The 13,713-nt window shown below is 70.3% G+C and carries 8 protein-coding genes, 1 pseudogene and 1 CRISPR repeat array; of the genes and pseudogenes, 2 read left to right on the top strand and 7 right to left on the bottom strand.

Annotation, left to right across the window (positions count from 1 at the left end; translation table 11 throughout):
• Window positions 1-160: 160 nt before the first annotated feature.
• The 3 genes from casA to OG899_RS25830 all read right to left on the bottom strand — a co-directional run bounded on the left by casA (window position 161) and on the right by OG899_RS25830 (window position 5,269).
• Window positions 161-1,339, bottom strand: a complete 1,179-nt coding sequence (casA, locus tag OG899_RS25840) for a type I-E CRISPR-associated protein Cse1/CasA (RefSeq protein ID WP_406311200.1) — start codon at window positions 1,337-1,339, stop codon at window positions 161-163.
• Window positions 1,224-1,760, bottom strand: a complete 537-nt coding sequence (locus tag OG899_RS25835) for a type I-E CRISPR-associated protein Cse1/CasA (protein ID WP_406311178.1) — start codon at window positions 1,758-1,760, stop codon at window positions 1,224-1,226. Before OG899_RS25835 ends, casA begins: the two co-directional genes overlap by 116 nt.
• A gap of 665 nt (window positions 1,761-2,425) precedes the next feature.
• Window positions 2,426-5,269 (bottom strand): HD domain-containing protein, encoded by a 2,844-nt coding sequence (locus OG899_RS25830; RefSeq protein WP_168131684.1) that lies wholly within the window; start codon window positions 5,267-5,269, stop codon window positions 2,426-2,428.
• A gap of 189 nt (window positions 5,270-5,458) precedes the next feature.
• A CRISPR array of direct repeats spans window positions 5,459-6,558; the repeat unit is 29 nt; unit sequence GTTCTCCCCGCCGACGCGGGGGTGTTCCG.
• A 1,071-nt stretch (window positions 6,559-7,629) separates the two neighbouring features.
• Here OG899_RS25830 and OG899_RS25825 point away from each other — a divergent pair.
• A pseudogene (locus tag OG899_RS25825) lies at window positions 7,630-7,920 on the top strand (MFS transporter); the annotation flags it as partial.
• Window positions 7,921-8,582: 662 nt separating this feature from the next.
• Here OG899_RS25825 and OG899_RS25820 read toward each other — a convergent pair.
• Genes OG899_RS25820 through OG899_RS25810 form a run of 3 tightly spaced genes read right to left on the bottom strand, consistent with a single transcriptional unit; the run spans window position 8,583 to window position 11,430 of the window.
• Entirely contained in the window at window positions 8,583-9,218 is a 636-nt protein-coding gene (locus OG899_RS25820; RefSeq protein WP_125499817.1) for an LUD domain-containing protein, read from the bottom strand.
• Window positions 9,215-10,654, bottom strand: coding sequence for a LutB/LldF family L-lactate oxidation iron-sulfur protein (locus OG899_RS25815; RefSeq protein ID WP_406311177.1), 1,440 nt, complete (start codon window positions 10,652-10,654; stop codon window positions 9,215-9,217). The genes OG899_RS25820 and OG899_RS25815 overlap by 4 nt, the downstream gene beginning before the upstream one ends.
• Entirely contained in the window at window positions 10,651-11,430 is a 780-nt protein-coding gene (locus tag OG899_RS25810) for a (Fe-S)-binding protein (protein ID WP_125499815.1), read from the bottom strand. Before OG899_RS25810 ends, OG899_RS25815 begins: the two co-directional genes overlap by 4 nt.
• Before the next feature lie 169 nt (window positions 11,431-11,599).
• On the opposite strand from OG899_RS25810, the gene OG899_RS25805 reads away from it, so the two are divergent.
• Window positions 11,600-12,280 (top strand): GntR family transcriptional regulator, encoded by a 681-nt coding sequence (locus OG899_RS25805; RefSeq protein WP_125499814.1) that lies wholly within the window; start codon window positions 11,600-11,602, stop codon window positions 12,278-12,280.
• Between the two features lie 625 nt (window positions 12,281-12,905).
• Here the strand turns inward: OG899_RS25805 and OG899_RS25800 are convergent.
• Window positions 12,906-13,484: a TetR/AcrR family transcriptional regulator gene (locus tag OG899_RS25800; RefSeq protein WP_125499813.1), complete on the bottom strand. Its 579-nt coding sequence runs from the start codon at window positions 13,482-13,484 to the stop codon at window positions 12,906-12,908.
• Between the last annotated feature and the right edge of the window lie 229 nt (window positions 13,485-13,713).

The raw sequence follows: 13,713 nt of genomic DNA, 5'->3' as shown, positions 1-13,713 counted from the left end.
GTGTGGACGTGAGCGACGAACCGGTCTGACCGGTAGGCGGTGGCGGTAGCCCCCGCAGCGGGGGCCGCCGGCACGGGATCAGTCATGAGGAATCCCTGATGCGCGTAGGAAGGTGCTGCGGCGCCGCGCGCGGCGCCGGTGCGGGTACGGATCGTGCGGCTCAGCCGGGTGTCGACGGCTGCAGCAGGGCCATCAGCAGGTTCCGGGCGCGGTTGCGGGCGCGTGCCACCCGGATGTCGGCGCGGCCAGCCTGCCCGATGGCCTCGTCGAGTGCGGCCAGGGCCGCGTCGACGAAGGCTCTGGTGACGCGGTGGGTGGTGGGGCCGGACTTGGTCAGACGCCAGAACTCCGCCTCGGCAGTCGGCCAGTACTGGGTGAGCGCGGCAGCAGCCCACGGGCCCGGATTCTTAGGGTCTAGCTTGATCTTGGCTTTGGGTGACGGGTCGGCGCTGGTGTCGGTAGCGAGCTTCCAGGCGACACGCGCTGCGAAGTCCAGGCGCTTGCCGGTTTCCTCCGCGGCGACGTGGCATCGTTTGATGTGATGCGCCATCTCCGCGTCGTTCTCTTCCAGCCACTGCAGGACCTGCGGGCTGGTCGCCTTGAACCAGACTCTGTCCTTTTGCTGGCCGTCCTGGTCGAAGCCGTAGGCCCGTACCCGCAGCCGCGGCAGCAGATCCCGGGGCAGATGTTCGAGCGCCGGAGGGCGCAGGGCGTTCTGGCGGTTGTCCTTCAGCAGCAGCGAGTCGAGGTCCCGCCACAGTGCTCGTGCCCCGTCGGCCACCCGCGGCTGGAAGCCCCCGTCCTCGCGCCGGTCGAGAATCAGGAACGGGTCATGCACCTCGTGCGGCGGCTCATGAGTCGCCCAGGTGAGGTACGCGTCGGTCACCATCCGGCCATCCGGAGACGGCACGAGCAGCGCGGCATGACGGAACCGCCCGGTCAGCATGCGGCCCGGCCAGGTCAGCGGCGGCAACGGTTCCAGGGGATCGCCGAGGTCGGTCTCCCACGGGCACGTGTCCTCCATCTCCCAGTCGACATCCACCTGGGGGCTCGGCACGGCCAACAACAGGGTGGTGAACAAGTCAGGTCCCCACGGAAAGTAGGAGATGGACTTGCGCAACGGGCCCGCCGTGCTGTTCCCGATCCGTTTGCCGCTGCTGCGCCGGGGCGTGCACTGACCAGACGGCCCGTAGTACAACTGTGCGATCAAGTGCCAGGCAGCCTCAGCGGCCGGTACCGGCACAGGCGCGGTGTCCGTGAAGTGCCCAAACAGCACTGCGCCGTTGACCCCCGTAGGGCGACCCAGCACCAGCTTGTTCACCCCGGACGTGTTCGGCAATCCTTTGGCGTCCACACATTCCTGACGCAGCCGCGGGTCCTGCAAAAAAAGGCCGCGCGGGGTCGAACAGATCGAACCTGCCCGCCAGGTCGTCCCTGTCGAAGTAGGCATCCACCGCATCGGGATCGAACCGCCCCGCCCTCAGCACCCGCTCTCTCAGAGCCAGCCAGTCCTCGATCTCCTCCGCGACGTCCGGGTCGTCGAGCCGACTCTTCCCCTCCTCGCCGTCCCCGGCAATCCGCGCCGTGATCGCCGCGAGAATCCGCAGCAGACCTGCGGCCGCCGGCGGCACCGGGACCTCGAGTTCGTCGATCTCGTGCGCCCGCTTGAACACATCCCGCAAACCGAGGCGCTCCCGCTGCCCGCTCAGCAAAAGCACCGGAATCCACGGCTCGACCTGCAGGTCGTACCCCCCGTCCATGCTCCCCTCCCCACTGTCTTGCCCCCTTGGCCCACATGACAAGGCCACGCTGCGCCCTCTGATGCCATCGCCCGGCATTGAAGCACCAGCCACTGACAACGCCCCGACTCCGCCGGGCGCAGCGCCAGTAAAGCGCATCTAGTCCTGCCGTGAAGCCACTTCCACAAGGTTGAAGAGCAAGGGGGAAGAGTTTGGGACCACCATGCGCGCGAGGAACCGGTCAGCAGCCCGGCGCGCACCAGCTGGTCGACGGCGCCGGCCCCAGCGATCACGGCGACGCCACCGTCTGAAAGCCGCCCCCGCCAGCCGGCGCCGACGCACCTGCTCACCGGCCTTTACCTGCCGGCACCGGCGCGTCACCTGGCACGGCCTGCGCAGATGCCTTCCGGTTACCGCCGTCGCAGCGCCGTGCCCGTCCTCCACCACCCCACCTCATGGCGGTCGATTGCCCCCGGGGCCGCGTCTTCCACAGCCCGCCGTCCGGCCCCACAATGGCCGAGGCATGCAGCTCCCCGTCCCGTAGTCTCCCTGCAGTGGTCGTTGGCCTCCGCCGAAGGCCACCCTCCCCACCAAGGTGGGGGTGTTCCGGTTGAAGAGCAGGGAGGGTGACTTCCACCCGCGCCTTCCCCACCGAAGTGGGGGTGTCCGGCTGGCGTGGACGCGAGTTATTTCCGGACAAGGCCCAGGTCGTCGTCCAGACGCAGTGTCCTGTCGCCGACCTTCACCGCCTGAACCCTCCCCGACAAAACGGGCTGGCGGAGAACGCGCAGGTCCCCCAGCAGCGGATGCTCCGCCCACGACTCCGGTGGGGCGAAACTGCCGCAATCCGCCCCGGCAAGCCAGTCGGCGCGGACAGGAACCGTGCGGCGCATCACCTCCCGCACAGACGAGACCGGCATCGTGCCGTCCAAACCGGCCTCGGGAAGCAGACGCTCACCCTCCACATCCAACGTGACCCGGCCATCCTGCTGCACATAGGCACACAACAGGCGCACCGAGTCGGCGCCAAGCCGCGTGGACACCTCCCACTCATCCTCCTCACCGGGCAGCCGGTGCAGATCGTGCAGCGCCCGGACGCTCCGTGCGCGCGGGATGGCGCGAAGCTGAGCCATGCTGCGCTCCGCCGTTTCCTTGCCCTTGTGGGCCGCCCAGGCCTTCGCCTCCCGGCCACCTGGGTCGTTCCAGTTGTAGGCCGGGCTGTCTCCGTGGACGGCCTCGACCAAGCCCTGTACATCGTCCGGGATGGAAATCGCCCCTCCCTCGATCCCGGCAAGGACCCGGGAGGTAGTGGCGAGGAGATGCTCGGAATACACCTCGCCCCACTGTTCAGGCACTCCCCCACCGCACGCGATCGGGTCGAGCACCACAAGACGCGGCCCGCCCGCCCACACCGGGCGGCCGCGACCGCCAGGGGCACCGTGCACCATCCAGTGGTTCTCGTGCCGCCAGCATCGTCCCGCCCGCTGCAACAGCAGTGACAAAGGCGCAAGGTCGCTGATGACGATGTCCGCATCGAGATCAAGCGACTGCTCGACGACCTGGGTGGCGACGACGATCCGGCGCACCGGACGCGGACCTCCCCGCCCCAGACCCCCCGTGACCTCCCGCATGCGGGCCTCACGCACGTCACCAGGAAAACGGGCATGCAGCAACTGCACCATCCCGCCTTCCTCGTGCGAGCGGCTGTCGAACCGCTCACGCAGTGCGAGGTAGGTGTCCTGAGCGTCCCCCACGGTGTTGCACACCACCAGAGCGACACCACCCTCCCCCTCGCCCACCGGCTGCAAAACCCGCTCGATCACCGCCCTGCGCGCCCGCGCGCCTCCGCCGCCACGAACGACCGGCTCGACCACCACCTCAAGTCTCATGCTCCGCGCCTGCGCCTGCGCCCGGCCCCGGGCATCAGAGATCCGGCTCTCCCGCACGCTCTCACCGTCGAAGTCGACATACAGCCACCCCGGATAAGGCGCCTCGAATGAGCGCCCCTTCAGCAGACTTCTCTTGTGGCCCGCGCCCTGCAGGTACTCCTTGATCAGCCGGTCGCTGACAGACGCCGGCAGCGTCGCCGACAACAGCACGACCGGCACCCCGTACGCCCCAAGCCAGTTCAACAGCCGGCCCAACAGCACCTGCATGTAAGGGTCGTAGGCGTGAGCCTCGTCGACAATGAACGTTTTCCCCGACAACGCCAACAACCGCAGCGCGTTATGCCGCACCGGCAGCACCGCCATCAAAGCCTGATCGATCGTGCCGACCGCGAACTGCGCCAACAATGGCCGCTTGGACCCACGCAGCCACCGCTGCGGCCGCATGTGCACCTCCGCCCGCAGCCCACTCTGCCGGACCTCGTCACCCTCACAGGCCAGCACATCCGACGCCTCCAGCTGCTCATCGGCATACGCACTGTTCAGCCAGGCCATACTGTGGACCAGCGTCAGCCCCGCACCCTCGCCCGACTGACGCAGCAACGCCTGCGCCACCCGCCCGTACATCTGATCGCTGGTGGCCATCGTCGGCAGCAAAAACGCGTACCCCTCGGTACCGAAACGCTCCGACAAAATCCGCTCGGCCTCCAGAGCCGTCTCGCTCTTCCCGTCACCGGGCGCCGCGGTAATAAGCATGATGCCGCCACGACGCCCCTCGCCCACCGCCCCCCGCAGCTCCTCCAATACCGATCGCTGAAGCGGATTAGGCCCACCCTGAAGCCCGTACGCCTCCACAAACCCCTTACGCCGCAGACCCACCCGAGCCAGCCCAGCCTCGGCCAGCAAACGGGGCGCGTCCTTGACAGAACGCTCAAAATGATCAGCAAGCTGCGGCTCCAGCCCCCGCTGCCGCATACGCAGGTACTCAGACTGGCTGACCAGCCAGTCCGCAAGAATCACCACCCCCGCCACCAGCACCGCCGCCGGAGCCTCAAACACCCCCGGCACCTGCGGCGCCCCCAGCAGCCCATACACCGACGCAGCATGCGCACCCCTCTGCCGCGCCCACGCAGTCCCGCCGAGAAAAGCCGGAGCAACGCTCTCCTCAAGACGGTGGAAACGCCCGTGATGACCAGCGATGACCTCGGCCAGCCGGTCCGCGAACCGGACATCCTCCTCAGCGGCGAACCCCAGGGCTGACAGCACCTCACCTGCCACCGCCATGCCGGCCACATCATGCCCGAACCGCTCCGCAATCATCCTCGAGCGATCGCCGGCCAGCTCAGCACTCAGGTACCGGCCTGCATGCACGGAGCAGAACTGAAAACCAGACAACTTCCCTATATCGTGCAGCCCCGCACACAACCCCACAACACTTCTCGCCCGCTCAACCTCACCGACAAGCCCAAGCCCCTCGGCAATCCTCACCCGCTGATTCTCGGACAGATACGCATCCCACAGATGCAGCGCCATCGCAGCCGCATCCAGACAATGCCGAATCAACGGATACGGCGGCAGCGCCGGATCCAGCCCCCTCGACTTACCCCACACCGACTCATCCGGCGCTCCCGGTCGCCTCGCCATCATCGTCCTCACCCCCGGGGCAGATGCCGTCCCAGTACCGAAGGCGGCATTCAAGCACTTCCCAGTGACAGCGCCACCGCCATCCAGCCCCCGGTAGAGTGACGACGTGCAGCCTCAGCCATCCCTAGATGACATGCTCACCAGAGCAAAGAAAAGGCAAAGCCCCTCTTGAGTGCCTGGTCAGGAAGGGTTCTCCCCGCCGACGCGGGGGTGTTCCGATCCAGGCTGTCCAGGCCGACCTTGAGTGCTGGTTCTCCCCGCCGACGCGGGGGTGTTCCGCAGATGGGCGTCAGCGCCAGCCAGGAGCTGCCGTTCTCCCCGCCGACGCGGGGGTGTTCCGGGCATCCCCCACGCCCGCTCGAACCGCTTCCGGTTCTCCCCGCCGACGCGGGGGTGTTCCGCCGTGATTACGCCGTCGGCGGCCGCGGGCCCAGTTCTCCCCGCCGACGCGGGGGTGTTCCGTCCTCTCATCGCGTCGTGGATCTAGGGCCGGAGTTCTCCCCGCCGACGCGGGGGTGTTCCGCGCGTGATAGCCATGCCCGGCCGCCTGACGGCGTTCTCCCCGCCGACGCGGGGGTGTTCCGCCGGATCTCGCACCGGATGCCGCCCGGCTCCAGTTCTCCCCGCCGACGCGGGGGTGTTCCGTAGCCGGATCGTCTCGTTCAGCCTCTCCTCCAGTTCTCCCCGCCGACGCGGGGGTGTTCCGCCCCTCGGCCGCCCCGCCCGGGTCGGGCTGGGGTTCTCCCCGCCGACGCGGGGGTGTTCCGGAAGGCCGACAACCTCAACTTCCGGCACATTCGTTCTCCCCGCCGACGCGGGGGTGTTCCGGCACATTAGGCAAGTACACCGAGAGCCAAGTGGTTCTCCCCGCCAGGCGCAGTCCCGGATGATTCGGTTCTCCCCGCCGACGCGGGGGTGTTCCGAGGGCCACGACCCAGGCGGTGACCTCATGACGGTTCTCCCCGCCGACGCGGGGGTGTTCCGTCGCGGTACCGGACAGCCGCTTCCACTGAGTCGTTCTCCCTGCCGACGCGGGGGTGTTCCGTAATGGGTGACCCGCACCTCGCGCCCGTCGGCGTTCTCCCCGCCGACGCGGGGGTGTTCCGGCGGTCGGCACGCTCTTGGTGCTCGGGCGCTGGTTCTCCCCGCCGACGCGGGGGTGTTCCGGCAGTCTCTATGAAGATCGCGGCTGGCTCCAAGTTCTCTCCGCCGACGCGGGGGTGTTCCGACGGGCCGCACCGTGGAATTCCACACCGTCTTGTTCTCCCCGCCGACGCGGGGGTGTTCCGGCGCGGCGTGGGCCGAGGTGCCGGCAGTCGCCGTTCTCCCCTTCGACGCGGCGATGACTGCTCCTGCCGTGGCCATTCGCCCCTTCGTGCCAGCAGGCGCACCAAGCGGGGCACGAGCTCGCCGTCCGCGCATGTGTTCTGGTCCGCCGAGACCAACCCACTCTGTTGATAGCGCCGCTCCGATCGCCGACCAGTAGGTTTGGTCAGCGGCGGGCCCGCGCGCCCCGTGATCACGCCGTCGTACGCAGCGCAGCAGGCGGCTGGGGGATCACGGCCTGAGCCATGGCCTGCCGCACAGCGCGAAGGCCACCCGGAGGACCCGGGTGGCCTTCGCTAAGCCTGAACCCTGGGGGTATGGCCTGCCCTCTTCAGAGGGCTACCAGGGACGATGCCAGGGTCTTCGCTGATCAGCGTACCTACGCTCCGACTGCCGCGACCCGTCCGGCGCCCACCTCGAGGTCGGCGTCGACGTCGCGCTGGCCAGGTGCGAGGAAGGCGGCGTCGGCCGGTACCCGGGCGGGCGGCACCGATCCGCGGTTCGAGAATGGGCCCTTGGCGGTCGTATGCGCAGCTGCTGGATGGGCTCGCGAAGCTCTACCCCGCCCCGAACGAGGAGGCGGCCGTGCCGGGGATGGGTCTGATCATCCCCGAGCGGTCAGGATCCCCGCCGGGCCCTGCCTCACATGTCTCTCAGTCGCCCACGTGTGCGGGGTGGTGTGGGTGGCCGAACTCTGCGTCGGTAACCCACCCGAGCCGGGGAGCCGGGAGCCGCAGGGCAGGGGTGGGGGGCTTCGCACAGCGGGCCGCAGTCGTTGCTGGGCGAGACCCACACACCGCTCCATCGCGGGTGACGGTCGGTGATGGGATTGCCGCAACCGGCGCAGAAGATGACCGGGACCCCGTGCGTGCGTAGGAGCCGGGCCAGCTGGAAAGGCTGGAGCTCGGCCACATCGTCCGAGTCCCCGATGAGGCCGGACAGCATGGTGGAGCTGTTCCAGGTCGCTGTGTCGATCGTGTCGTCCCAAATGGTGTCCGGGCCGATGCTGTGGAAGGTGCGCCATCCGCTTCGCGGTGCTGCTGGTGACCCGCTTCCTGTACGGTCTCGCCTACGCCGGGTTCTGGGCGGTCGCCGCGGTCACCGCGATCAGCCTCGTCACACCCGACCGCACCGCCCGCGCCCCGGGTGTGGTGGTCAGCGGGCTCAGCGTCGCCATGGTGGCCGGCGGTCCGGCCGGTGCACTGCTGAGCCACTTCACTTCCTGGCGGGGCGGCTTCTGGGCGGTCGTCGCCCTCACCGCTGTCGGCGTGCTCGCCACGGGCGTCGCCGCGCTCGCCACCCGGGCCGCGCAGGCGCCCAGTGTGCGTGCGCGAACTGCGCATCTTGAGGCGGCCACAGCTGTAGGTGGGGTACGCGGCGACCCTGCATGGGGGCGCCCGTCGGAGATCCGGCCGCCGTCGACGTCGTCCCGGAACCGGCGAATGATGGCGATCACCGCCGCCGCGAGGGTGCGGAGGTGGCTCGGCCCGGGCAATGTCTGTTGCCGTTTCCGGAACGCGGTGGGAACGGTCTCCAGTCGTTTCGCTGTTCAGGCGCCCGCGGGGGCGCCGTACTCCCCTCGCACGCGGCCAGGATGCCTTCCGCCCCCGAAGCCAAGCACTTTTGTTCAACTGGTCCTCAGTGAGCGGGACTTCAGCACCATCACCGAAGACCACAAAGCGGTGGTCGGCGCCCTTGTCGGTGACCCCGCGTGCGACACGGTGGGTGTCATGGGCGCCTCGCCGGCGGGCCGCTTCGCGGTCGCTGTCCGGTCACGGCGCGGAGTGGGCAGACCGGACGGGAAACACCCCGATCGCGGTGTTTCCCGTCCGTCGGCAGTGCCCCTCGGATCGTCCCCGCCCGCCTGCCGGTCCGGAACACCGACCCGGCTTTCCTCACGGATCCGTACGGCCCGTCAGCCGCGGCCGACGGCTCGGAAGAACGCCTCCGGCGCCGGGGCCGCCGAAGGGCGGGGTGCGCAGGCGGTTCAGTGTGTGACGAGCACGGTCAGCTTGCGCGGCCCGTGGACGCCCTGGACTCGGATCATCTCGATGTCCGCGGTGGCCGAGGGGCCGCTGATCCAGGTGATGGGCCGCCGCGGGTCGAGCCGGCCGATCACCTCGGGCAGGGCGGAACCGATCTGCTCCTCGCGCACGACGCACACGTGGACGTCCGGCACCAGGCTGAGGGCACGGCGCCCCTGCCCTGGGCCGGCGTCCAGCACGATCGTGCCGGAGTCGGCGACGGCCGCCGCGCAGGCGCTGACCACGGCGTCGGTCGCATCGAGCTGCGCCGTGGACAGCGCGGGCACGTCACGGCGGACCTGTCCGTTCCATGCGGCCGTCCACGCCGGGTCGAGGCCGTCGGGGACGACCGCCGTGCGTGCGCCCCGTTCGTCGAGGGCCGCGGCCACCGCGGCGGGCAGGTCCGCCTCCGGCACCCGGCGGACCGTCGCGCCGTACTCCGTCACGCGGGTGACGAACAGCTCGACGGCGGCGTCACGGTCGCCGGGGGTGATGCCGGGGGCGCCGCGCAGGTAGGCGCGGGGCACCTCGGCGGGGTCGTCGGGCAGGTCTGCGACGGCCGCGCGGATGCGGCCCAGGATGGCCTCGCGGGCGCTCACCGGGTACCTCCTTCGGTCCGCTTCCACCAGGTGCGGAAGGACTGCGCGGGGATCTCGGGGATGGTCCTGCTGTCGGTCCAGCCGTGCAGCGGGCCGGGCAGGTTCATGTCCGAGGGAAGCACCGCCCCGGCCCGGCCGGCCGACTTGACGGCGGCGTTCCACAGCGGGTTGTGCCGCATGACGCCCGCCACGGCCTTCAGCGCCGCCTTCTCGGCGGGGTGCTTGACCTCGGCGTCGCCCTCGGCCACGTCCGACCGCAGCTTGAGCAGGACGTCGGTGAAGCGGATACGGACCGGGCACACCTCGTTGCAGGCGCCGCAGAGGCTGGAGGCGTAGGGCAGGGAGGCGGTCTGGGGGTCGTCGGGCCCCTTGAGCAGGGGATTGAGGATGGCGCCGATGGGGCCGGGGTAGACCGAGCCGTAGGCGTGGCCTCCGGTGCGCTCGTAGACGGGGCAGATGTTCATGCAGGCTCCGCAGCGGATGCAGCGCAGGGCCTGCCGGCCCACCGGGTCCGCCAGGGCGCGGGTGCGGCCGTTGTCGACCAGGACCAGGTGGAAGGTGCGCGGCCCGTCGCCGTCCGTGGTCCCGGTCCAGCTGGAGGTGTAGGGTGCCATCCGCTCACCGGTGGCGTTGCGGGCCAGCAGCTGCAGGAAGATCTCCAAGTCGCGCCAGGTGGGCAGGACCTTCTCGATGCCGACCACCGAGATGAGGGTCTCGGGCAGGGTCAGGCACATGCGCCCGTTGCCCTCCGACTCCACGATCACCAGGGTTCCGGTCTCGGCGATCATGAAGTTGGCCCCGGAGACGGCGACCTTCGCCCGGAGGAACTTGTCCCGCATGTGCAGGCGTGCCGCCTCGGCCAGTTCCTCGGGGTCGTCGCCGAGGTTCTCGGGTGCCGGCCGGCCGTGCTTGCCCATCTCGCGGCGGAAGACGTCGCGGATCTCCGTGCGGTTGCGGTGCAGGGCCGGGACCACGACATGGGAGGGCAGGTCGTCGCCGAGCTGCACGATGGCGGCGGCCAGGTCCGTCTCGCGGGCGCTGATGCCGGCCTTCTCCAGTGCGGAGTCGAGGCCGATCTCCTCGGTCAGCATGGACTTGACCTTGACGATCTCCGTCTCGCCGGTCTCCTGGACCAGGCCGGTGACGAACCGGTTGGCCTCCTCGGCGTCCTGAGCCCAGTGCACGACACCGCCGGCCTCGCGGACCTTGGCCTCCAACTGTTCGAGGTAGGTGTCGAGGTGGCGCAGCACCTCGTCCTTCACCGCGGCCGCGCTGTCGCGCAGGTCCTGCCAGTCGGGGCGCTCCGCGGCCAGCGCGCCCCGCTTGGCGCGGATGGTGTGGGTGGCCCGGCGCACATTGGCGCGCAACTGCTCGTCCTTGGTGGCGCGTTCGGCCGCCGTGGGGAACGTCGGCCAGTCGAGGAACACCTTGCTCATCGCACCTTCTCCCCTTCCGTGACCGGCACGCCGTCCAGCGGACCGTCCTCCTCGGTCCTGGCCAGGATCTCCACCAGATGCATGGTGCGTACCGGGTGGCCGTCCTTGGCGAGGCGGCCTCCGATGTTCATCAGACACGAGTTGTCCACCGCCGCCAGGACGTGCGCCCCGGTCTCCAGCACGTGCCGGGCCTTGTCCCCGTTCATCGCCCCGGAGACGGCCCCGTTCTTCACCGAGAAGGTGCCGCCGAAGCCGCAGCACTCCTCCTGGGCGGGCAGCTCGACGAAGTCGATGCCGCGCACCGCCCGCAGCAGCCGGTAGGGCCGGTCGCCGAGCGCCGAGGCACGCAGGCTGTGGCAGGTGGGGTGGTAGGTGACGCGGTGCGGGAAGTACGCGCCGACGTCCTCCACGCCGAGCGTGTCGGTCAGAAAGCTCGTCAGTTCGTGCACCCGTGGCGCGATGCTGCGGACGTCGCGCAGCAGGCCGTCGTCCCCGACGGACTCCGCCGCGATCGCGTACGCCTCCGAGGGCATCCCGCCGCACGAGGCGGAGGGGACGATGATCCGGTCGTAGTCGCCGAAGACCTCGACGAAGTGGCGGGCCAGCTTCGCGGTCTCGGCCCGGTAGCCGGTGTTGTAGTGCATCTGGCCGCAGCAGCTCTGCGCGGCGGGGAACTCGACCTCGACACCGAGCCGCCGCAGCAGCTTGACCGCGGCCTGCCCCGTGCGCGGGAACAGAGTGTCGTTGAGGCATGTGACGAACAGCGCGGTGCGCATGGCCTCGCCCTTTCTCGCTGACGGTCGCCGGCGGACTGCGGACACGCCCGGGGGCGACGCCTCGGGGAACGTCACCGACGGTATGCATACGACCATAGACGCCAACTTGTATGCAAGCAAGTGCACCACGTGGAGGACTTCGTGGAGCGGTATGCGGCACAATGCCTGCATGACCACCCAGCCCAAAGCCGCGGACCGCGCCTATGCGCACATCCGGGAAAGCCTCCTCGACGGCGTGTACACCAGCGGTGACCTGCTCTCGGAGGGCACCGTCGCGGCCGATCTCGGGATCTCCCGCACCCCCGTGCGGGAGGCGTTCCAGCGCCTGCAGAACGAAGGATTCCTGCGCGTGTACCCCAAGCGCGGCGCGGTGGTCGTCCCGGTGGGCCCCGAGGACGCCCACGGGGTGCTGCAGGCTCGCCTGCTGCTGGAGCTGTTCGCCCTGGACGCGCTGGCCGCCCGGGGTGCCGAGGCGGTGCGCGAGACCGGTCGGGCACTGCTGAGGGACTGCGAGCAGGAGCAGCAGGGCACCACACCGTCCGGCGCACGGGAGCTGGGCCGCACCTTCCACTGCCGGCTGGTCGGCTCCGCCGGCAATCCGGTGGTCGCCGGTCTGTACGAGACGCTGTGGAACCAGCAGGAACGGATCGCCGCCGCGGCCACGGCCGGTTCCGCGCACGCCGCCCAGGACGTGGCGGAACACGCCGCGATCGCCACGGCTCTGCACGAACAGCGCCCGGCCGAGGCCCGGCGGCTGCTCGCCGATCACCTCGCGGCGGTGCTCCACCGTTCGGGATTCAGCGGACGGCCCAGCCTGCCGCCGGAGGCGGGCACGTCGGCCTCCGCATAGCCGGGAGGTCCTGCGTCATGGCCGGGAGGTTCTGCGCCATGGCCGGGAGGTCCTGCGCCATCCTTCCGCCCGTGGGGTCGCCCCTTCCCAGCCGTGGCGGATGGTCCTCCGCCGGCCGGGCCCGCGGCGTGGCGCCCGCCGCCGGTGTCCGGCAGCGTGGACGCAGAGGGCGGTCCCAGCCCAGGGCGCTGCGTGCGGGGACCGCCCTGACCCTGCGTCCTGTCACCGCAGGCACTTCGACAGTAAGGCCCCGCCGCGCGGCGCGCGCGTCCTGAGCGTCGGACGGGTGAGGGAGCCTCAGCACGCGGGTCGGCCGACGGGCGACGCCTCGTCAGGGTGGACAGGGGCAACCGCCCGTCGGGACACATGGTCGTGCTTCCCCCGTCCTGTTGCCCGTGCACCGGGTGACCGGGTGACCGGGTGAAAACGTCACCCCGCGCCGTCATCACCGTGTTGTCACAGGTCGCGACGGTGCGCTGCGTCCCGGCGTCGAACAGGACGTCCATCACGGATGCCTTGCCGGGGGCGATCGTGCCGAACGAGGCGTACGAGGTGAACGAGCCGCCGCAGTCGAGGCCGTGGACGTGCAGCGTGCCGTCCCGCTCCTGGCCGGCGAAGGCCGCGTTCAGCGGCTCGCGCGGACCCCGTCCAGGGCGATGGACAGCACCCGGCGGCGCTGGTCCTCGTCGTCGAAGGCGGTCGCGGCGATCCCCGCGATCATCCTCAGCAGGTCGTCGAAGGACATGTCCCGGCGGGCCTGACCGGCCTGCTGGGCCCGTTCGAACAGCGGACCGCCTGCCGCCTCCATCGATTTCCGGCAGGCCTGGAAGATCTCCGCGTCACCGTCGAGGGCCTCACGGACGGCACGCTTGGTGACCGTGTAGCCGGTGAACCGGTCCAGCCAGGCCGTCAGCGCCTCCCACGGCTCCAGCCCGGCGACCTCCTCGGCGACCTGGCACAGCTCGTTCACCTCGTCCGCATAGACGCTCTCGAACAGATCGCGACGGGTGGGGAAGTTGCGGTACAGGGTGCCGATGCCGACACCCGCGCGCCGGGCGATGTCCTCCAGGGATGCCTCCGCACCGTGCTCGGCGAAGGCGGCGCGTGCCGCGGCCAGCAGGGCGTCGAAGTTGCGGGCGGCGTCCTTCCGGTGCGGCCGCCTGGACGCCACGATCTCGCTGACGGGGAACGGCTGGGGCGTCACGGCTGCCTCCCGGGGCGGGCACGATCGAACCGGAGGAAAACCTCCACTACAGTGGAGGGATACCTCCACTTTACCAGTGCAGGGTGCTGCCGTGCCGTGGACGCACGCGGCCGTGCTCACCGAGGACGCCACCCGTGTCGTCCTCGTCCTGCCAGAGCGTGCACGCCACCCGCGACGGCCGTGTCTTCGCGACCGCGGTCGACGACCTGCGGGGCCTGCTCGGGCCGCA

It is taken from the genome of Streptomyces thermoviolaceus (assembly GCF_045209695.1).
GTDB classification, from domain to species: domain Bacteria; phylum Actinomycetota; class Actinomycetes; order Streptomycetales; family Streptomycetaceae; genus Streptomyces; species Streptomyces thermoviolaceus.
The sequence above is the reverse complement of the archived record's forward strand: the minus strand, read 5'-3'. Positions and strand labels throughout refer to the sequence as shown.